The following is a 20,840-nucleotide window of genomic DNA, read 5'->3' on the forward strand; positions in this document are numbered from 1 at the left end:
AATTAATCCGAGGTCATTGATGCGACCTCTTCAGCGAAATCAGGTCCTTGAACCTCAATCCCCTCTCCAAGAGTATATCTAGTAAATCTGCGAACCTTTATATTCTCTCCAGTTTTACCAGCGACTTGCTTTACAAGTTCTTCAACATTTATTGAACTATCTTTTATGAATGGTTGTTCTAAGAGAGCCATCTCTTTTAATCTCTTTCCTATTCTTCCTTCAACAATTTTAGCTTTTATTTGATCAGGCTTACCTGAGAGGTCATCTCTTCCCATCTCAATGTCCTTCTCCTTGCTAGCAATAGTATCTGGAATCTGATCAACACTTACATATTCAACACTTGGACAAGCTGCCACTTGCATTGAAAGATCTCTCAAAAGGCCCTGGAACAAGTCACCTCTAGCGACAAAGTCAGTCTCACAATTCAATTCTAGAAGGACACCGACACGAGAGCCTGTATGTATATAGCTACCAACCGCTCCCTCAGCAGCAACTCTACCTGATTTCTTTTCAGCACTAGCGATACCCTTTTGTCTTAACCACTCAATAGACTTTTCCATATCACCCTTGTTTTCAACAAGGGCTTTTTTGCAGTCCATCATTCCTGCTGATGTTTTATCTCGCAATTCCTTAACGAGTTTTGCTGTTATCTCCGGCATTTTATTTAGGGGTAGTGAGAAATAATTTAGATAATGATTTAGAGGATAGTTAAGCTATCTACTCATTAGTGCCATGTCTTCCTTCATTGATAGCATCAGCTAATCTACCCAAAACTAGTTGAACAGATCGAACAGCATCATCATTGCATGGTATAGGAATTTCACAAAGATCTGGATCGCAATTGGTATCAAGCATTGATACCAATGGAATGTCTAGCTTCCTAGCCTCAAGAACAGCATTTGTCTCACGCCTTTGATCAACCAAGACGACAACATCAGGGAGACGTCTCATTCCCTTTAGTCCGCCTAGATATTTCTGTAATCGTTCTAGCTCTCTACGTAAAACAGCTCCCTCCTTCTTGGGGCGCATTGCAATAGCACCACTAGATTCCATCCTTTCAAGATCTTTTAGTCGATCAATTCTTGCCTTCATTGTTGTCCAATTAGTAAGCATTCCTCCCAACCATCTTTGATTGACGTAGGACGCTCCACATCTAATAGCTTCTTGAGCAACGACTTCGGAAGCTTGTTTTTTAGTTCCTACAAAAAGGAATCTTTTACCGCTTCTTGCAGCTCCTCTAGTCCATTTATAAGCACTGTTCATACAAACAGCGGTTTTGACTAAATCAATAATATGAACCCCATTACGAGCAGAATAGATGTAACGGGACATCTTGGGGTTCCATCTTCTTGTCTGATGCCCAAAGTGAGCACCAGCTTCCATCATCTCTGAGAGAGAAACTACAGCCATGTTTTTTGTGGGTTCCGGGTTCGCCTCCACCCAACAGGGATAAATTAAATGATGATTAATAAATCAAAACTTATTTATCACCCGAAACAGTCAGGTGTGCGGTTTTAAGTTTGCTTTACCAATCTAACAAACAATCGCTCATCGAAGTCCTAATAATGATGCTTCTCTAAAAATTTGTCTCACACCAATCAAATTTAGAGGAAGTCTTAACAATTCCATAGCCGCGCCTTGTTGACCATTTTTGATTAAAAAAGCCAAGAGAGGTCTTATTGTCTTTATATTAATGAGTCCACCAAAAGTTAAAAATTCCCATAGGCAACGATGAAAGAAAGTGTATTGAATAATAAATTTTACTCTCCAAGTTGGATGCTTCCGATAAAAAACTAACCCCATCTTTGCTCTCTCTTTTTCAATTCGAATTAAATGAGGGATTTGATCAAGCGCTAATGCCGGATGCCAATGATAGCCTATAGCTTTTGGACATTTAATAAGTTTTACTCCCATATTTCTTAGTCTTTCTCCTAATTCCAAATCTTCCCAACCATATAGCCTAAAAGAGGTATCAAAAAGGCCTGATATTTCTAAAACATTTTTATCTATAGCAACATTTCCAGTAGCGAAATAAGCCCAAGACAAGTCTTGAAGTTTAAAAGGTTCAGAATTGGGATAATTAAAATTAGAAGTATTTATGACAGATCCATAGGTAAAACATCTTCTATTACCAAGCTTTTTCCATGCTTTAAACAAGGAGTCAACATGGTTAATCAGGAAATATCTATCAACAACTAGATCACTATCTATAAAAACAATTATGTCCCCTCTCGACCTTTCAACCCCAAGATTTCTTCCTAGAGCGGGCCCTCCATGGGATTGTTCAAAAAGTCTTAAATGAGGATAAGTCTCAAAATTATTTCTTAGCCAAGAGACCGTCTCATCTGTTGATCCGTCATCGACTATTACAATTTCGAAATTTTTAATTTTATCATTCAAAATTTGCTTTTCTAATGCATCTAGACACTTTTTTAGTATCGGAAGTCTGTTGTAAGTAGGTATAACAACGCTTATTAACATTCTTAATTAAAAAATAAAATCAAAGCTTTTATTTAAACACTTTAAATTAAAGGATTGAAAAAGAATATTTTTTTATTTAAATATCGATTTATCAATCAGCAGCGCCACCGTTATTTGCAGTGCCGGTAACACCATTGCCTGCACCTTCTCCCCTGCCATCATTACGAAGCTTACGTTTCTTAAATTTCCTGGCATATGCTCGGTTTCTTTCTTGCTTCTCTTTCTTAAGATTTCGCCTTTTGGACATGCTAGGTTCCTACATTTTTTTATATCTCTCTAATTTACTAAACTGAGGGCAATATTTGGCCATCTTCCATTCGCAAGAGACGATCTGCTACATCCAATATTCTCGGATCATGAGTAACCATCAATACTGAACAGGATTGTTCTGAAGCCAGTTTTTTTAATAAATCAACAATTTCTCTACCAGTTGAACTATCTAAAGCAGATGTTGGTTCATCCGCTAATAGTAATTTTGGTCTAGCAGCAAGAGCTCTAGCAATTGCAACTCGCTGTTTTTGCCCACCTGATAAATCATGCGGCAGCTTAGATAAGTGGTCTTCTAATCCAACAGCTCTCAGCCATTCTCTAGACTGAGCTCTTCGAGCCTTGTATGAAAATCCATTTAAAAGGTCAGCACCCATTTGGACGTTTTGTTCAGCGGTAAGACATCTGAGAAGATTATGCCCCTGAAAAATCATTCCAATATTTTTCCGAAGATTCTGTCTTGTTTCCCTGCTGGCTCCCAAAAGTTGTTTACCAAATACTCTAAGGTCACCATCTTGAACTTTACGAAGCGCTCCAATCAAAGTTAAAAGAGTGGTTTTTCCACATCCTGAAGGTCCAGTCAGTAAAACAACCTCTCCAGGAGAAATTTCCATTGAAATAGACTGGAGAACATGTCTTCTCATTTCTCCATGCCCATACCAATGATTCAACGAAGAAATATTTAAAGTTTTATTAATTATATTTTTCATAAATTATTTAAATTAAAACATTGATTTATTCATCAAAATATCTCAGCAGGATCAGCATCTGCTAGTTTTTTCATGGCTGCCAAAGCTGATCCCATACACATAAAAAGTATCAGGCAAAATATAATTGATGCTCTACTAAAACTCATTTCAACAGGTAATTTAGTTGATGATCTAACCAAGGCATATAAAGCTTGTCCTGAAATATAAGCAGGAATATATCCCATAATCGATAAAATAAATCCTTCTCTAGCAACAACCCCTAAAAGGCTTCTTAGGTTATAACCCATAGCCATTAAGGTTGCATATTCAGGCAAATGATCACTTACATCACTGTAGAGAATCTGATAAACAATTACACAGCCAACAATAAATCCCATTGCAGCTCCCAATGTAAAAATGAAGCCAATCGATGTACTACTTTTCCAATAATTCTTTTCAAAATCTATAAATGACTTCAAAGACATAACCTTAACGTCACTAGGCAAACTCAAATTCAAAGACCGTACAACTTTGTCGATATCAGATCCCTTTTTTAACCTCACTAAACCAATTTCAATGCTTCCTTTAGGATTACCTGGGGATAATTCTAAGTATGTTTCACTGCTGGTTATTAAATTCCCATCTGCGCCAAAGGAAGGTCCTAAACTAACTATTCCAGAAACTCTTACTCTTTTACCTGCTACTTCAGTTTCAACTAATCGTCCTGATTTAAACCATAAAGATATAGGACCAAATTCATCTCTGGAAAGATCGTCAAACAAAACCCTACCTTTATTTTTTAATGTATTAGCCTTTCTTTCAAAATCAGAGTCCCTCAATAAAGGCTTACTTGGCTCAAAACCTAAAGCAAGAATAGATCTTGTTGATAAATTTTCAGGGTTTCGCCAAAGCAAAAAATTCCAATTGACAGAAGTTGTCCCAATAACATCTCTATGAGCCATTGCTTGAACTAATCTTCTTCGAGGAAACCCGCTCATACTTATTGAACTTTTTGAGCGTGGACTAATTAAGACCAGATCTGCGTCAAATAACTTATGAACAGTAACACTTGCATCAAATAAACCATCTCTAAAACCTAATTGCATAAACATCAAAATCCCAGCAAATGCTATTCCTGCAATAGCCACCAATATTCTTAAGGGTTGTCTTGTAAGTAAAAGCCAAGCAAGAGGTATTTTTCTTTTTTTAAAAAAATTGTTTAATTCCACTACGGCAGAAAGCGAGCAATGACTTTCATTCCAGTTAGATGAGAAACCTTTTTAGCTGATGCATTATCAAGCTTGACTCTAACCTCAACAACTCTTGAATCAGCATCGCCTGTCGGATCGGTTGAGAGTACTCTTCTTTGCCTAACTTGTGGGCTAATCAAACTCACTTGACCTCTTAAAGACCCATCAAATCCGCCATTTTCACTAATTAAATCAACAGCTTGACCAATTTGAACTCTATCAATATCGGATTCATAAACTTCAATAAGCGCCTCCATTAATTGGTTGGCTCCAACATTAATAACACCAGACGAATTGGGCCGCTCTCCCTCACGAACCAAGATTTGGAGAACAATTCCATCAATTGGACTTTTTAATTGTGTTTGTTCTAAATCAACTTCAATTGCATCGATAGCAGATTTTAGCTTTAAAATTCTGGTCTCAGAAATAGACAAATCATCTTTCATCTTGTCTAAAACGATGCGTGCCACTGCTCCTTTGTCAACAAGAGTTTGATATCTATTAATTTCCCTTTTTTTTATACTGATTTCACTCATTAATATATTTAAATTAGCTTGTGCAGATTTCAAATTAGCTTCAAGTTTAGGGCGATTGTCAAAAACAGCTAAGATTTGCTCCTTATAAACAGAGTCACCCTCTCCAATTAATAATTTAGATAATCTTGGAGTACCACCTTTTCCACTATTTGGAGCTGCTAATTTCCTTACTTCACCAAGAGGATTTAATTGACCTAAAGCAGCTACAGCATCAATCCTGTCAACTAATTCATTATTATCCAGATTTTGATTTACCTCAATTTCTTTATTATTGCATCCACTAATCAAGAGCAGACACAAGGGTGAGACACCGAGAAAGAATAAGAATTTAAAAGATATATATTTAAACATAACTAACATTCAAATAGGACTTTATTGATGTATTCATCTGCCCAGGTTGAGCCGAAAAATCTAGTTAAAATAACCCTGGTCTTATCATTTCGTTTTTGATTTAAGCAATATCGTTTTTGATAATTAAATCTATCCATTGTATTAAACGAATTGATTTCGTCTTCTCTTACTCTAACTAATGAGGATAATAGTAGTGACAAATATTGATCAATGAGTTTTAAAAATAATTTTTCTTCAAAAATATCAACTGGTCGTATAAAGCAAACATATGGTGAAAAGATAAATCCCCACTCTGGCAGCTTTCCAGGTTCATTGAACTTAGGGACTTTTAATGATCTCATTTGAGAAATCAGGAAATCTGGCAAATGCTTTCCAACAGGTGACAAATCAACAATGGCGGCGGAAATATTATTTGAATTAAAAACCAAATCAGCTCCGAATATAGGAAGTTCATAGCATGGGTCAGGGAAAAATACACAATGGAGTATTTCCAATGATTTTCCAAGCTTTGCAACTTCTAAATGGATTTTTCTAAATCCTTTAGCTTTATAAAACTCATTATTAATAAATAATTCCTGCTTATTTAGGTTGCTATAAATATTGATCGAATTTGGATCAATATTTATAGGTTCAACATCAGTCAACGAATTGATTCTATTCTTGATAAGTTTGAAAGCTTCAAGCAAAAGGGGATTAAATTTACTTTGATTGCGAAAAACTGTCTTCAAAACTAAGAACTCAAGCTAAATGGGAATGGCTAAGATTCATTGAAACTGTTTATTTGTGAATATACTTACACAGTATTATATGATTATTAAGGGAAAAAAGAGCTGAAAAAGAGATTTCTTTTATGCAAAGAGAAGTGAATAAGAACAAAAGGCTAAAAGGTTTTATTTAGAAAAAGTATAATATTCCAATAATAAACCAAGTAAATAAGGGAAATTTAAATATAAAATAAAATATAGATCTAAAAAACATTTAAATACTGAATTATTCTTGTACCGTTAAAGATTTATACATCTAATTTTAAAATTACAAATGTTATCAGCATAGATTCATATAGCATAAAGATTTAGTGTGCTTTAAGATATTTAGAATGAAAGTAAATTATTGGTCATTACCTAATGGTGCTAGCTGTGTAGCAGCTGACATAGAACAATCAACATTGACTTGTATTGACTTTTGGTGCAAAGGAGGAAGTCTTTATGAAATGAAAGATGAAGAAGGGATGGCACATTTCTTAGAGCATATGATATTTAAAGGAAGTAAAAACCTTAAAGAAGGTGAATTCGATTTAAAAATTGAGTCTCTTGGTGGAAGTAGTAATGCTGCGACGGGGCTAGATGATGTGCACTATCACGTTCTAGTACCACCCGAAAAGATAGAAGAAGGACTAAATTTAATATTAGAATTATTATTATTTCCTAAATTTGAGAAAGAGGCTTTTGAGATGGAGAAAGAAGTAGTTTTAGAAGAAATCGCACAAAATATTGAGCAACCAGATGAAATTATTTATATGAAATTATTAAAGGAATGTTTGACACCTCATAGATATTCTAAACCAATACTGGGTAATGAAAAAACTGTAAAAAGTATAAGTCCTGAACAAATGAAATTATTCCACAAAACTCATTATGTAGGTAAAAACTGTACACTTTGTATAGCAGGTCAATTACCACACGATATTTTTTCAATCATTAACAATAGTAAACTGAATGAATTAAAATCAATCTCAAAAGAAAAAAATATAAACACCAAAACCACTTTTAATAAAGGTTATAAAAAAGAAACTATTCCTAGACTTGAAAGCGCAAGAATATTAAAAGCATGGAAACTTCCTCCTGCAAAAGAACAGATATTGATTTTAGGGGCAGAAATTGCTGCAACAGTTTTATGCGAAGGTAAAAGTAGTCTTATTGTTAAAGCCTTAAGAGAAGAAAAACGTATTATCGAATCAATAGATATAGATTTACAAATCCTTGAAAAGGGTGGATTAATTCTTCTAGATGTTAGTTGCCAAAAGAAAAATCTTAAAATTGTCGAAAGTGAAATCAACAAAATGCTTAAGGAATTGAATAGAGATTTAGTTACTAATGAAGATTTAGAACGTGCTAAAAGATTAGTCATAAATAATATTTATTTTGGTCTAGAATTGAGCACTCAAATCGCCTCAACATTAGGGAATCAAGCTCTATGGGGGCGACATCAATCAGTATTAAAATCAATAGAGGAAATTTCATATTGGACAAAATCACGTTTAAATGAATTAGTTTTTCCGTTGTTTAATCCAGAAAATGCATTTACATTAATTGCTTTACCTGAGAAGTAAATATGAACATAATCCTAGATAAACTTAATAGCAAGAATATAATGTCCGCAAAGCTATGGATAGAAGATGGTAGTAGAAATGATCCAAAAAATCAGAAAGGGATTCATCAACTTTTAAGTTCAACAATGCTTAGAGGTTGTGGACCTTACAATAATCAGGAAATTGCTGAAATTGTAGAGAGTTCTGGAGCAAACTTAAATTGTGATACATACGAAGATGGTCTTCTAATAAGTCTTAAATGTGTCGAAAGTGATGCTTTTAAGCTTCTACCTTTAATTGGTTGGATGATTACAAAACCTGTACTTCAAAAAGATCAGATTGAATTAGAAAAAGATCTAACGATAAAAGCCATTAAAAGACAAAAAGAGAGTACATATCAATTAGCTTTTGATGGTTGGAGAAAAATGGCATACCTTGATGGACCATATGGACATGATCCACTAGGATCAATCGATGATATAAGTAAAATCAATAAAGAACATATATTGCCAATTGCAAGTTCATTAATTCATAGAAAAAAAAACTTAGTAATTTCAGGAAAATTTCCAAGTGATGTAATAAATTATATAGAAAATACAAACGCATTTAAATGTATCAGTAAAGATTTCACTAATAAAAGTCAACTATATAAAAATAATAATAAATTTGACATTATTTCTAAACCACAAGCTAGTCTTTGTACATGTTCATTAAACACAAAACAAGTAATTCTTTTACTAGGTAAAACAACAATTAGATATGACAACAAATCAGATATTCTGCTTAGATTATTATCATGTTATTTAGGTTACGGAATGTCAAGTTTATTATTTAAGGTTCTCAGAGAAAAATATGGATTAGTTTATGAAGCAGGTGTTTATCATCCTATTAGAGAAAATCAAATACCATTTATCATGCACGCTTCTACAACTGAAGAGAAAGCAATTATTACTCTTCAATTACTAAAAGAGTGTTGGGAAAAAATAATAAATATTGAAATATCTCCTGAAGAATTAAATCTTGTAAAGACAAAATATAGGGGTCAAATGGCCCATTCATTGCAGAGTATCAGTCAAAGAGCTGAGCATAAAGCTCATCTTTTAGGAATTGGTCTAAAAAAGGATCACGATAAAGAAATACTACTAAGACTTGAAAGTATAACTAGTAAGGAAATAAAGGATGCCGCAAATAAATATTTAAGAGAGCCATTGCTAAGCGTATGTAGCAGCAAAGAAGTTATTCGGAAAATCAGCAAAGACTGGGAAATTTAATAAACTCTAATTTAATTGGAAGTTATCATCATCCAAAATCTTAAGTCTTTCAGAAGGAATCAAGAAATTGCCCCTTCTGAATTTCACTTCTAATAAATCATTTGGTCTTATCCCAATAATTAGTCCAACCTCATCAAGAGAAACAAGGTCTGGAGGCCTTAACATTGATATTGAATCCGCTGTCTTCAAGTATGGCAAAGGAACTTGTAAAGATACTTTTTCTCCAATTGAAAATTTCATTATGACTAACTAGCTCTAAATCATCATATTGACATATCAATCAATTTGTAAATAATTAATGTATGAGACCTACTAATTAAATTCATTGAAAAAATTTAGTAGCTGGGCACAAGCAATAACAGGAGTAATGTTAATCATAATATGCGCAATGATACCATCATCTATAATTTTCCCTAAAGAAGGCTTATCTCTATCAAATATCCCACTTAGTAGCAATTGGCAAATTCAAGGGCTTCTTTTGACTTCATTGCTTTGCGGCCCCCAAATAGGAACAATTTCTGCGATTTCCTATCTAATTATAGGCTTATTCTATTTACCTGTTTTTCATGGAGGGGGCAGTGTTGGTTACATCTTAACGCATGAATTTGGATACTTATTAGGATTTATTCCTGCTGCTTGGATATGTGGTTTTTTAGCCAAACAAAACACAAAAGCTAATTTAATTAATTATTCAATTTATACTTTATTATCATTGAGCATTCTTCATATTACAGGTATTATTTATCTGGTTTGTAATAAAATATTTGGTAATTGGTCCGATAATTTATTCGATCTTATTTTGATAAATACTTTCATACCTTTTCCAACACAATTTTTACTATGCATATCAATAAGTCTATTATCAATTTTATTGAAACGTATTTTAATAGTAAAATGATTTCATTTAAGAGTAGAAGTTTGAAAACATTAGCTTACTCTTTCTACATTGTTTTATTAGATCAAGTTAGTAAATTTTTAGTATTAAGTACATTAGGGTTTGAAAGATCAAAAAATATTATTCCTAATTTATTAAATTTCACTCTAGTAAAAAACAAAGGAGCTGCATTTAGTCTTTTTAGCAATTCTACTAATATTCTTACCATTACAAGTATTCTAGCCTCATTATTATTAATTACTATTATATTAAAATCCCCACCAAGATCTTTTTGGAATTTAACTGGCCTCGCTTATCTTTTAGGTGGGACGGTAGGAAATGGAATTGATAGATTTTTTAAAGGCTATGTTCTAGATTTTCTTGAGCTAGTTCCAATTAATTTCCCTATTTTTAATGTAGCAGATGTATCGATAAACATTGCTATAATATGTTTTATTATTGATATAATTAAAACTAAAGACAAATCAAGAATAAAATATTAAAAGATGATTATTATTATATGAAAATCTATAATTCTAAAAAAATAATATTTTATATATTCATAATTTTCATAAGCCTTATACTTGTAGGGTTAGTTGGAGCAATAATTAGACTAATAAATATACCTACCATATTAATTACATTGTTAATAATAGGTGGTTTAAGTTATTCAAAAAAAATAAATTGGTTTCAAGACACCCTGAAATCTATTTTCAAAAATGAAAATAAGAAAAAAATATTAGATTTTTCACTTATAAGTAAGAAAGAAGCTGCAGGAAAATCATTAAAGACAATTGATCAATTGATTACATTAATTAACGACAAAGTCGAAGCAAAGGCATTAAAAGATGAAAAGAATAGAGTTTCATTAGAATTAGATAGAGGTGATATCATTTTAGTAGTTTTTGGAATTGGTTCTAGTGGCAAAACATCATTAATAAGAGCTCTGCTAAAGAGAATAGTAGGTAAAGTCAGTCCTGAGATGGGCTCAACAAAAAAACAAGAGTCGTTCAGACTAAAGCTTAAAGGGCTCCCTCGAGGAATAAAAATTATTGATACCCCAGGGATATTGGAAGCAGGTATACAAGGTAGAGAAAGGGAAAAAAGTGCATTAATAGAAGCTCGTAAATCTGATTTAATGTTAGTAGTAATAGAAGGTGATTTACGTTCTACAGAAACAAGAACAATTAGAACTTTATCGAAATTAGGCAAAAGGCTTTTACTCGTTCTTAATAAAATAGATTTAAGAGGAGAGAATGAGGAAAAAAGATTAATTGAAATTCTTAATTCTAGATGTAGTGATTTTATTGAACCAAAAGATATTATTTGTACAGCAGCATCACCACAAACAATCGCAGTCCCTGGCAGAAAGCCCTATCAGCCTGCTCCTGAAATCAATAGTTTAATTAGAAGATTAGCAAATATATTACATGAAGAAGGTGAAGAGTTGATAGCAGATAATATATTGCTTCAATGCAGCAATCTTGGTAAAGAAGGGAAAAGATTATTGGTTAAGCAAAGAAATCAATCAGCAAAAAAATGTATTGACAAGTATGGTTGGCTTAGTAGCGGAGCATTAATATTAACACCATTACCAGTTATCGATATGATCGCCGCAGCGGCTGTGAATGCACAGATGGTTATTGAAATCGCAAAAATATATGGTGTAGAAATAACAAAAGATAAAGCAAAAAACTTAGCATTTTCGGTAGGGAAAATACTTGCAACTATGGGTTTAGTTAAGGGGGGGGTTTCATTAATAAGCTCAACATTAAGTTTGTCACTCCCAACCTTAGTTGTTAGCAAAGTAATTCAAGGTATAAGTGTATCTTGGCTAACTAGGATTGCTGGAGCAAGTTTTATAACTTATTTCCAACAAGATCAAAACTGGGGAGATGGTGGAATCCAAGAAGTTGTTGAATATCATTACAACTTAAACAAAAGAGATGAATATTTTAAAAGTTTTATTCGAAGAGCTTATGAAAGGGTTATTGATCCTTTAGTTGAAAAAAAATTCAAAAAACTACCGCCGAGATCAAGGCCTCGGAGGGGGGAGGACTCATTGGACCTCTAAAATCTAAAACAAAAACCATTGCTAAATAAATTAGGCCAATCAAAATTGATATAAAAGCTGTTATTAGAGCTAAAATGTTTTTTTTATTAAAAAAATCCTTATTCATTTTAAAATCAAACGATTGAATGATTAATAAGATTAGCTAGATTTTTTAAATCATCAAATTTAGTATTAGGGTTTCCCATAACAGCTTTTAAATAATATCTATTTCCATACATTGGTCTAGAGAGCATAAACTTATTAGCTAACAAAGAGTTTCTCGTTTTTATAGACCATTCTAGTGCTTGAGAAGAAGTATAATTTACAGGTGTAAAAGACAAAAGATGAAGAGGTCCTGATATTATTTTAAATTTTGATGTATCAATTATTGATTCTACATAACATCTTTTTTGTATAGACTCTATAAGTATTTTTTCTATTCCATCTTCACCCAATTGTCTTAAGCCAATCCACAACTTCAATGACTCAGCGGATCTCGTACCTTGAATTCCAAGTTCCCCGCCATGAAAGTCATTACCTGTAATGGGCTCGGCATAAGGTAGTCCAGTAGAAAATGTAGAAGAGAGATGGTTTTTATTAGCTACAAGTAATAAAGAGGAAGTTTTTGCGATTCCCAATAATTTCTGTGGATTAACAGTTAATGAGTCTGCGGAGCCTAAGCCTTTAACAATTTCTGAAGTAATTTTTGATAGACCATAAACCCCACCAACTGCTCCATCAACATGTAGCCAAACTTTCTCTTTTTTGCAAAATTGAACAATCTCAGAGAGTGGATCAATAGCTCCTCTCACAGTGGTTCCTGCTGTCGCAACGACAGCGAAGCATTTTTTCCCCTCAGATCTAATTTGATTTAAACTTGATCGCAAACTTGAAATTTGTAATTGACCATTTTCATCTGTAGGAACTTTTTGTAGGGATTCCTGTTCCAAACCCATAATCCTAAGAGCTTTTGAGAATGAGACATGACAATCATCACTAGCAAAAAAGACAGCATCAGGATCGCTTTCTAAACCAGCAATATTTCTTGCCATTACTAAAGCCATTAAATTACTTAAACTTCCCCCGCTAGCTGCAACACCTCCTGACAAATCACCAAAACCCAACCTCTTACAAAACCATTTACATAGGTTTCTTTCTAAGGATGACAAGCTGGGTGATAATTCTTCGGCTAAAAGATTATTGTTTAAACCTGCGCAAATTAGATCTCCCACTATTGAAGCTGATAAAGGAGGTGGATCCAAATGAGCAAGTGATCCTGGATGAGATGGTCGATAGGAACCATTCATTAACAATTTAAGTTCGCTCAATAAAACATTATTAGAAACACCTTCTTTGGCTGGATAGACCTCTGGCAATTCAAACGACTCAGGCATTGGACTTTTACTACCTGTTTCAGCAAACCAATCACAAAGATTACTTGAGGCCTGAGCAAGTAAAGAATGCAGTTCTCTATCTAAATTGTGAGGTGATGCGAAAGGGTCCAAAGAAAATAAGTCTCTATTTGTAGTATTAAGTGATCCAGTTCAAACAAAAAAATGATTAATCTGTAGAAAATCATTTTATTTGATAATTCTCCAAAGATCTAAAAATTGTCAAAACCAATCGCATTGAGTCAGGAAGAAAAAATAAAGTGGATGACAAGGTTGCTAACCAAAGCAAACCTTGTAGGAGAGAGAGGGGAAGTTCCAATTGCTGCAGTTATTCTCGACAAAAGAGGAAGATGTATTGGCTATGGGGAAAACAGAAGGGAATCAATGAAAGATCCTTTAGGTCATGCCGAGTTGGTAGCTCTCCGACAAGCTTCTTGGATAAATAATGATTGGAGATTTAATGACTGTACATTGATAGTAAATCTAGAGCCATGCCCAATGTGCGCGGGTGCATTAATACAGGCAAGGATGGGGAAAATTATCTATGGATCTGAAGACCCAAAGAGAGGGGCGCTAGGTGGAACTATTAATCTCGCGGAACATAAAAGTGCCCATCATAAAATGATTGTTGAAAAAGGCCTTATGGAAGAAGAATCAAAAAAGATTATCGTGGATTGGTTTAAAGATAAAAGATTATTAGGCAAGGATTTATTATCTAAACTTAGGTAATTCAGTTTCAAAAATATTTATTATCTTATCTACATTTGTAGAAGTTGAGTTATATCCCATCAAACCAATTCGCCATACTTTTCCACCCAGATCACCAAGGCCTCCTCCTATCTCAACACCAAAATTATTTAGTAAATGCTTAGTAAAAGCCTTACCATCAAAACCATCAGGTATTTTTACAGTTGTAAGAGTAGGTAATCGCAATTCTTCTTTAACGTGTAATTCCAAACCAATCTTTTCCAACGAATTCCAAAGCGATTTTGCATTTTTTCTATGTCTATCCCATGAAACTTCCAATCCTTCTTTTGCTAAAAGTCTGAGTGCTTCTCGAATGCCAAAATTCATGTTTACGGGGGCTGTGTGATGATAAACACGATCACTACCCCAATATTTATTTAGTAAAGATACATCTAAATACCAGTTAGGAACTTTATCTTTTCTATTACTCATTTTATTTTCAGCCCTTTCATTCATTGAAAAAGGGCCTAATCCTGGAGGACAACTTAATCCTTTTTGACTGCAACTATAAGCCAAGTCAATTTTCCACTCATCCAAATAAAGAGGAACGCCTCCCAAAGAAGTTACTGTGTCTACAAGAAGTAAACAATTATATTTTCTGCATAAATCGCCAATTCCATCCATAGGTTGACAAACACCTGTTGAAGTTTCGGCATGAACAATTGCAAATACAGCTGGATTATGTTTTTTCAGTGCCTCCTCTATTTCATCAAGTGAAAACGCATTACCCCAATCACTATGAATGGTTTCTACATTTGCCTTATATCTACCTGCCATATCCGCAAGGCGATGTCCAAAATATCCTTTAATAGCAACTAAAACCGTATCTTCTGGCTCAACAACATTTGCCAATGTTGCCTCCATTGCTGCACTTCCTGTACCACTCATGGGAAGTGTTAATCGATTGCTAGTTTGCCACGCATATCTAAGTAATTCTTGAACCTCACTCATCAATTCCACATAAAAAGGATCTAAATGACCAATGGGAGGTTGTGAGAGCGCTTTCAAAACAGCAGGATCTGCGTTTGATGGGCCTGGCCCAAGCAATAACCTTTCAGGAGAAACAGTTGGACCAAAATCTTTACGATGTTGATTATCAACAGAAGGAAGAATTTGAGTGGCCAAGAAAACAGATCGGTTTATATTCTTCGAGCCTAAAAGGCGATAGGCAAAGTCGGGGTATTTTTTTTAGGGATTGCAATAGGAATTTGCTAGATTTGCTCTATTAGGCAAAAAAAAATCAAAGTTTTCTGTTAAAAGTCCAAAAAAAGTGCATCTTGATACAAAAAGAGATGCAATCTGTTATTACGTTCATAATTAAGTATCTCTGTTGTAAATCAAATTCATCATGAGCAAGACCTCTCAAGATGTTCTTCGTCAAATTAAGGATGAAGGCATTGAGCTAATAGATCTAAAATTCGCTGACTTACATGGAAAATGGCAGCATTTAACCGTAGCTTCAGATCTTATTGAAGAAGACTCTTTCACAGAAGGACTGGCATTTGATGGTTCTTCTATTCGCGGATGGAAAGCTATTAACGAATCAGATATGGCAATGGTTCCAGATCCATCAACAAGCTGGATAGATCCTTTTTACCATCACAAAACTCTTAGCTTGATTTGTTCAATTCAGGAACCTAGAAGTGGAGAACCGTATGCCAGATGTCCAAGAGCTTTGGCACAAAAAGCATTGGACTATTTAGGGAGCACTAGTGTTGCAGATGCTGCATTTTTCGGTCCTGAACCAGAATTCTTTATTTTTGATGACGTTAGATATAACTCAGGGGAAGGTGGGAGTTTTTATAGCGTAGATACGATAGAAGCCCCTTGGAACACAGGAAGAGTTGAGGAGGGTGGCAATCTTGGATACAAAATTCAACTTAAAGAAGGATATTTCCCCGTCTCTCCCAATGACACAGCGCAAGACATGAGATCTGAAATGCTTCTTTTAATGGGTGAGCTTGGAATACCTATTGAAAAACATCACCATGAAGTAGCAGGTGCTGGACAACATGAATTGGGGATGAAATTCGCCCCCCTAATCAACGCTGCAGACAATGTGATGATTTACAAATACATTGTCCGGAATGTAGCCAAAAAATACGGAAAGACTGCAACTTTCATGCCCAAGCCAGTCTTTAACGACAATGGAACAGGAATGCATGTTCATCAAAGTTTATGGAAAAGTGGTCAGCCTTTATTCTATGGCGAAGGTACTTACGCAAATTTATCTCAAACGGCTAAATGGTACATAGGAGGAATTCTTAAACACGCCCCTTCATTCCTTGCATTTACAAACCCAACTACCAACAGTTACAAAAGATTAGTACCAGGATTTGAAGCACCAGTTAATTTAGTTTATTCACAAGGTAATAGATCAGCTGCTGTAAGAATTCCTTTGACAGGACCAAGTCCAAAAGCAAAGAGGCTTGAATTCAGATCAGGTGATGCATTAGCTAATCCTTATATTGCTTTTTCTGCGATGATGATGGCAGGTATTGATGGCATCAAGAATCAAATTGATCCTGGGGATGGGGTTGACGTTGACCTTTTTGAACTTCCTTCAGAAGAATTATCAAAAATAGATACTGTCCCTTCCTCGTTAAATGATGCATTGGAGGCATTGAAAAGTGACAACAAATATTTAACTGAAGGAGGAGTATTTACTGACGATTTCATTGATAACTGGATAGATCTTAAATACGAAGAAGTTCAACAGTTAAGACAAAGACCTCATCCTCATGAATTCACTATGTACTACGACGCCTAAAATAAATCCTTAGATTAATTATTAGAACTCAAAAAATTAGGGTCTACGTACAAATTGTGCATAGACCTTAATTTTTTTTTAGTTAAGTGGTCACTAATCAATCAAATCTGTTAGATAATAAAAAATATTCTGTCAAGGGTTCATGGCGACGCCAAGCCTTAAAAAAATTGCTTATCACACTCTTCAACAGGGGAAAACGATCGCCGGCTTAGCTCATAAAGAGTTGAGTACAAAATTAATGGAAGTTTTCGCACCAGAAGCTGCTCCAGGTAAATTCCCAGTCGATCAAGTGCTGATAAAAGAAGTTAGAAGATCGATGGAAAAGCTTGAAAGAATTGATTGGCAAGAAGCAGAGGCAGGAATTTATCCAAAATCTCAACTTTTTGAAGCCCCTTGGTTGGAATGGGCAAAGAAATATCCTTTAATTTGGCTTGATATGCCCAAAACGTGGGAAAGACGTAAAAAGAATAAAACAAGAGAAATCCCGCGAGATATTAAAGAGGAAGATTACCCAAAATACTATCTTCAAAATTTTCATCATCAAACAGATGGATACTTAAGTGATTATTCCGCTGAGATTTACGACTTACAAGTTGAGATTCTTTTCAATGGAACAGCCGATTCGATGAGAAGAAGAATTTTGTCTCCTTTGAAAAGAGGTCTAAAGAAATATTTGTCTGAAAGCTCAAAGAAAGTAAAGGTTTTAGACATTGCCACAGGGACCGGAAGAACTCTCCAGCAAATACAAAGTGCCTTACCTGAAGTAGAACTTTATGGTCTGGACTTATCTGGTTCATACCTAAAACAGGCTAGTAAATATCTAAGTTCGAGAAGTGGTGATCTTGTACAACTGACAAAAGGAAATGCAGAAAACATGCCTTATTTATCAAACAGTTTTCAAGGATTAACTTGTGTTTTCCTATTTCATGAGCTTCCTAGAGATGCTCGACAAAATGTTTTGAACGAATGCTTTAGATTATTAGAACCTGGCGGGACTCTTGTCCTTGCGGATTCCATACAGATAAAAGATTCTCCAAAATTCACTTCAATTATGGAAAACTTTCATAAAATTTTTCATGAACCTTATTACAGAGACTACATAATAGATGATATAAATTTAAGATTAGATGAAAGTGGGTTTACATCAATAACTTCTGAATCACACTTCATGACTAAAGTATGGAAAGCAAATAAACCAATTTAATTTAAAAAGATGCCCAAGCATACACTTATAAACAACCTAGTATTATGATCAGAAAAGATAAACACATTTGGTCAGAAAAAGCCAAGTCTCTTGCGAAAGATCTTCATAATGAAATCAGTCTTGACAATTATAATTGGCATGAATTCAGGGGAAACAAACAAAGAAGAAGTGCTGAATTAATTATTTCTGCAATTTCACAGTTAATTAATGATGGAGACGAAATAGAAATAGAAAACCTACTCAATCAAGCAATATTATGGATAAGAGAAGAGATAAAAGATAAAGGATGTAAAAGTCACTAAAGCATTATTTCTTTAGTGATAGCTGAAGTCTATTCCCTTTGCTACTCCATCTAACATCATCAAAACATTTATGAATTAAATATATTCCTCTTCCACTATTAGCGTCAATATCTAGAGGTAAAGAACTTTGCCTTTTATTTTTAACTATACCTATTCCTTCATCTTGAATTTGCCAAATGAACCAATTTGGAGTGAGAATTCTTCTAACACGAACAACTTTATTGGGATTGGATAAGTTTCCATGTACTACAGCGTTAACAAGAGCCTCATGCAAACCTAATTCAATTTTTTTTGCAGTTTCTTTACAGATTACAGGCTCTAAAAGAGTTTCAACAAATGATGCTAGTTTTAAAGTAGAGGGGTGAATAAATACAGCCCAATTTTTAAAAGACTCCACAAATAAAACACTCTTAGTAAATTAATCTTCTGATCAAAGAATTAGTCTATAAATAAAAAATACACATTAAATTTAAGTCATAAATAGTATTCGATGAAAAAAATTAAACATTCCTCATTAAATGGTTAGGTTTGATCTTTTAATGCTTGATGATTTAGCAAGGCATCCATCAATCGAACACCTCTAAGCTGATTAACTAATGGCATGTGACCATTTGGTGCTTCAATTGACCAATTAAAGGCTTTGGGATATCTAGTCCAAACTCCATCTTTTTTCCAACCTATTCGAGGCCAAAGCTTGTCATATCTTCCACCTACTGAATCTAGTATTTTTGCTTGAACTGTAAAACCAAATTTACCTCTAGAATACAAAATCCATAGTTTATCCAAAGTTGACAAATCAATAGTAGGTATTAATTCAACCTCAGAAAAATAAACATATCCTCTTTTTACAGCCTTTTCTCCTGCTAGCTCTCTAAGTTTTGAGCTTGTGAAACGATCAGCATCCTCATAACTTTCATTTAATAAATATTGCTGTAAAGGCGAATAATCAAACCCAACTTCTGAAGATGCATTGAACCATGAAAGGTCTTCGCAATTGAGATTTTTTTTTATGAAGTTGTCATCAGTTTTATGAATGAGTTGCAAAATAAAACCAGCTGCCCAGTCGCAGGAACCTGGCTCAAAGCTAGACATTAAAGATGGTCCTAAGGAAAGAAGATCCTCAACTCTTTCTTCTAAAACATTTAATAAGCCAAGTCGTTTCCTTTCTGAAGCCATTATGAAAGACTCCAAGAACTCCTCTATGCTTTCTTTATTTGGATGTGATTTTTCTTCAGTCATGATCTACTGCTGGCCTAAAATGACCTGAGCACTAATACTATGTCAGAGAAACGTACCAATTCAGGCTATCCCGTTACGGATTTTCGGAATTTAACCAGTCCAATTGTTGATGTAAGGAGTCCTAGCGAATTTTCACAAGGTCATTGGCCAGGCGCTATCAATATTCCTTTGTTTTCTGATACGGAAAGAGAAGTAATAGGGAAAAGCTATAAGAGAGAGAGTCGATTAAAAGCTGTATTAATTGGTTTAAAAGTGACCCTTCCAAGCACTTCAAAACTTTTGGAAATAATAATAAACGCAATAACAAAAAGAAAGGGGGAAGATAAATCATTACGAATTTACTGCTGGAGAGGTGGGATGAGATCGGCTGCTTTTGCTTGGCTTGCAAGAACAATTGGAATTAAGACCTATTTATTAGAAGGTGGATATAAAAGTTATAGAAAATGGGTTTTAAATCAGTTTGAGGTTGTTTTACCCATAAGACTTATTGGAGGTAAAACAGGTACAAGGAAAACCGATCTCATCAATCACATCAATAAAGAAAATATACATGTCATTGATTTAGAAGGAATTGCTAATCATAGAGGAAGTAGCTTTGGGTCATTAGGCATGGAGAAGCAACCAACAACTCAACAATTTGAGAACATCCTTGCAGAGTCGCTTGATGAATTTCACAAAAATGACAACACTATTGAGATATGGCTAGAAGCTGAAAGTTCTAATCTAGGGAAATGTCGCATACCAAATATGTTGTATTCGCAAATGCAAAAAGCACCCATCCTTGAAATAATAAAGACGAAGAATGAACGTGTAGAAAATTTAGTCAATCTTTATAGTCAAAACTCTCAAAAGGAATTAGAAAGCGCTGTAGAGAGAATACAAAAAAGATTAGGGCCACAAAGAACAAAAGAAGCATTGCTTGCGATTAAGAAAAAAGAATGGTCAAAAGCCTGTGAAGCCATGCTGGATTATTACGATAAGTGCTATGAATATGAACTTAATAAAAGAAAAAATATAGATTCGATTGACCTTAGTGGTCTAAGCCTAAAACTATCATTAATTAAAATCTTAAATAAGAACCTCAATCCCTTATAGTTTTCAACAAGT

At 34.2% G+C, this 20,840-nt stretch carries 23 protein-coding genes; 10 read left to right on the forward strand and 13 right to left on the reverse strand.

Going from position 1 to position 20,840, the window contains the following annotated elements; all coding sequences use genetic code 11:
* Positions 1 to 2: 2 nt before the first annotated feature.
* The 8 genes from tsf to SIB75_RS07080 form a co-directional block, all read right to left on the reverse strand.
* Positions 3 to 659: a translation elongation factor Ts gene (gene tsf / locus SIB75_RS07045; RefSeq protein ID WP_413682592.1), complete on the reverse strand. Its 657-nt coding sequence runs from the start codon at positions 657 to 659 to the stop codon at positions 3 to 5.
* Between the two features lie 58 nt (positions 660 to 717).
* Positions 718 to 1,410: a 30S ribosomal protein S2 gene (gene rpsB, locus SIB75_RS07050; protein ID WP_413390230.1), complete on the reverse strand. Its 693-nt coding sequence runs from the start codon at positions 1,408 to 1,410 to the stop codon at positions 718 to 720.
* 138 nt (positions 1,411 to 1,548) lie between these two features.
* On the reverse strand, positions 1,549 to 2,481 hold the full coding sequence (locus tag SIB75_RS07055) for a glycosyltransferase family 2 protein (RefSeq protein ID WP_413682593.1): 933 nt from the start codon (positions 2,479 to 2,481) through the stop codon (positions 1,549 to 1,551).
* A 91-nt stretch (positions 2,482 to 2,572) separates the two neighbouring features.
* Positions 2,573 to 2,728 (reverse strand): hypothetical protein, encoded by a 156-nt coding sequence (locus SIB75_RS07060; RefSeq protein ID WP_011293689.1) that lies wholly within the window; start codon positions 2,726 to 2,728, stop codon positions 2,573 to 2,575.
* Between the two features lie 37 nt (positions 2,729 to 2,765).
* Positions 2,766 to 3,458, reverse strand: a complete 693-nt coding sequence (locus tag SIB75_RS07065) for a DevA family ABC transporter ATP-binding protein (RefSeq protein ID WP_413682594.1) — start codon at positions 3,456 to 3,458, stop codon at positions 2,766 to 2,768.
* Positions 3,459 to 3,490: 32 nt separating this feature from the next.
* Complete coding sequence (gene devC, locus SIB75_RS07070; RefSeq protein WP_413682595.1) at positions 3,491 to 4,666, reverse strand: ABC transporter permease DevC; 1,176 nt, start codon at positions 4,664 to 4,666, stop codon at positions 3,491 to 3,493.
* Positions 4,666 to 5,523, reverse strand: a complete 858-nt coding sequence (locus tag SIB75_RS07075) for an efflux RND transporter periplasmic adaptor subunit (RefSeq protein ID WP_413682596.1) — start codon at positions 5,521 to 5,523, stop codon at positions 4,666 to 4,668. The genes devC and SIB75_RS07075 overlap by 1 nt, the downstream gene beginning before the upstream one ends.
* A 53-nt stretch (positions 5,524 to 5,576) precedes the next feature.
* Positions 5,577 to 6,302, reverse strand: a complete 726-nt coding sequence (locus SIB75_RS07080) for a phycocyanobilin:ferredoxin oxidoreductase (protein WP_413682597.1) — start codon at positions 6,300 to 6,302, stop codon at positions 5,577 to 5,579.
* 368 nt (positions 6,303 to 6,670) lie between these two features.
* Between SIB75_RS07080 and SIB75_RS07085 the strand changes: the two genes are divergently transcribed.
* Both SIB75_RS07085 and SIB75_RS07090 read left to right on the forward strand, forming a co-directional pair.
* Entirely contained in the window at positions 6,671 to 7,903 is a 1,233-nt protein-coding gene (locus SIB75_RS07085; RefSeq protein WP_413682598.1) for a M16 family metallopeptidase, read from the forward strand.
* Between the two features lie 41 nt (positions 7,904 to 7,944).
* Positions 7,945 to 9,153: a M16 family metallopeptidase gene (locus tag SIB75_RS07090; RefSeq protein WP_413682599.1), complete on the forward strand. Its 1,209-nt coding sequence runs from the start codon at positions 7,945 to 7,947 to the stop codon at positions 9,151 to 9,153.
* Positions 9,154 to 9,159: 6 nt separating this feature from the next.
* Here SIB75_RS07090 and SIB75_RS07095 read toward each other — a convergent pair whose 3' ends face one another.
* Positions 9,160 to 9,393 (reverse strand): DUF3148 domain-containing protein, encoded by a 234-nt coding sequence (locus SIB75_RS07095; RefSeq protein ID WP_413390222.1) that lies wholly within the window; start codon positions 9,391 to 9,393, stop codon positions 9,160 to 9,162.
* An 85-nt stretch (positions 9,394 to 9,478) separates the two neighbouring features.
* Between SIB75_RS07095 and SIB75_RS07100 the strand changes: the two genes are divergently transcribed.
* Genes SIB75_RS07100 through SIB75_RS07110 form a run of 3 tightly spaced genes read left to right on the forward strand, consistent with a single transcriptional unit; the run spans position 9,479 to position 12,101 of the window.
* Entirely contained in the window at positions 9,479 to 10,051 is a 573-nt protein-coding gene (locus SIB75_RS07100) for a biotin transporter BioY (protein ID WP_413682600.1), read from the forward strand.
* Positions 10,048 to 10,530: a signal peptidase II gene (gene lspA, locus SIB75_RS07105; RefSeq protein WP_413682601.1), complete on the forward strand. Its 483-nt coding sequence runs from the start codon at positions 10,048 to 10,050 to the stop codon at positions 10,528 to 10,530. Before SIB75_RS07100 ends, lspA begins: the two co-directional genes overlap by 4 nt.
* A 17-nt stretch (positions 10,531 to 10,547) precedes the next feature.
* Positions 10,548 to 12,101, forward strand: coding sequence for a DUF697 domain-containing protein (locus SIB75_RS07110; protein WP_413682602.1), 1,554 nt, complete (start codon positions 10,548 to 10,550; stop codon positions 12,099 to 12,101).
* A 113-nt stretch (positions 12,102 to 12,214) separates the two neighbouring features.
* Here SIB75_RS07110 and SIB75_RS07115 read toward each other — a convergent pair whose 3' ends face one another.
* Positions 12,215 to 13,585 (reverse strand): pyridoxal phosphate-dependent decarboxylase family protein, encoded by a 1,371-nt coding sequence (locus tag SIB75_RS07115; RefSeq protein WP_413682603.1) that lies wholly within the window; start codon positions 13,583 to 13,585, stop codon positions 12,215 to 12,217.
* Positions 13,586 to 13,735: 150 nt separating this feature from the next.
* Here SIB75_RS07115 and SIB75_RS07120 point away from each other — a divergent pair, with 150 nt between their 5' ends.
* Positions 13,736 to 14,200: a nucleoside deaminase gene (locus SIB75_RS07120; RefSeq protein WP_413684818.1), complete on the forward strand. Its 465-nt coding sequence runs from the start codon at positions 13,736 to 13,738 to the stop codon at positions 14,198 to 14,200.
* Here the strand turns inward: SIB75_RS07120 and SIB75_RS07125 are convergent.
* Entirely contained in the window at positions 14,183 to 15,343 is a 1,161-nt protein-coding gene (locus SIB75_RS07125; RefSeq protein ID WP_413682604.1) for a pyridoxal-phosphate-dependent aminotransferase family protein, read from the reverse strand. The genes SIB75_RS07120 and SIB75_RS07125 overlap by 18 nt on opposite strands.
* A 223-nt stretch (positions 15,344 to 15,566) precedes the next feature.
* Between SIB75_RS07125 and glnA the strand changes: the two genes are divergently transcribed.
* From glnA to SIB75_RS07140, 3 genes are all read left to right on the forward strand, one after another.
* Positions 15,567 to 16,988 carry a type I glutamate--ammonia ligase gene (gene glnA / locus SIB75_RS07130; RefSeq protein WP_413682605.1) on the forward strand — a complete coding sequence of 474 codons (1,422 nt, stop codon included), beginning with the start codon at positions 15,567 to 15,569 and terminating at the stop codon, positions 16,986 to 16,988.
* Between the two features lie 142 nt (positions 16,989 to 17,130).
* Positions 17,131 to 18,192 (forward strand): class I SAM-dependent methyltransferase, encoded by a 1,062-nt coding sequence (locus tag SIB75_RS07135; protein ID WP_413682606.1) that lies wholly within the window; start codon positions 17,131 to 17,133, stop codon positions 18,190 to 18,192.
* 44 nt (positions 18,193 to 18,236) lie between these two features.
* Positions 18,237 to 18,494 (forward strand): DUF6439 family protein, encoded by a 258-nt coding sequence (locus SIB75_RS07140; protein WP_413682607.1) that lies wholly within the window; start codon positions 18,237 to 18,239, stop codon positions 18,492 to 18,494.
* Positions 18,495 to 18,498: 4 nt separating this feature from the next.
* Here SIB75_RS07140 and SIB75_RS07145 read toward each other — a convergent pair whose 3' ends face one another.
* Positions 18,499 to 18,891, reverse strand: a complete 393-nt coding sequence (locus tag SIB75_RS07145) for an ATP-binding protein (RefSeq protein ID WP_413682608.1) — start codon at positions 18,889 to 18,891, stop codon at positions 18,499 to 18,501.
* A gap of 125 nt (positions 18,892 to 19,016) precedes the next feature.
* Positions 19,017 to 19,733 carry a GUN4 domain-containing protein gene (locus SIB75_RS07150; RefSeq protein ID WP_413682609.1) on the reverse strand — a complete coding sequence of 239 codons (717 nt, stop codon included), beginning with the start codon at positions 19,731 to 19,733 and terminating at the stop codon, positions 19,017 to 19,019.
* Between the two features lie 39 nt (positions 19,734 to 19,772).
* Here SIB75_RS07150 and mnmH point away from each other — a divergent pair, with 39 nt between their 5' ends.
* Positions 19,773 to 20,828, forward strand: coding sequence for a tRNA 2-selenouridine(34) synthase MnmH (mnmH, locus tag SIB75_RS07155; protein WP_413682610.1), 1,056 nt, complete (start codon positions 19,773 to 19,775; stop codon positions 20,826 to 20,828).
* Positions 20,829 to 20,840 lie beyond the last annotated feature (12 nt).

The sequence above is a fragment of the Prochlorococcus sp. MIT 1011 genome (assembly GCF_047305235.1).
Taxonomy (GTDB): domain Bacteria; phylum Cyanobacteriota; class Cyanobacteriia; order PCC-6307; family Cyanobiaceae; genus Prochlorococcus_B.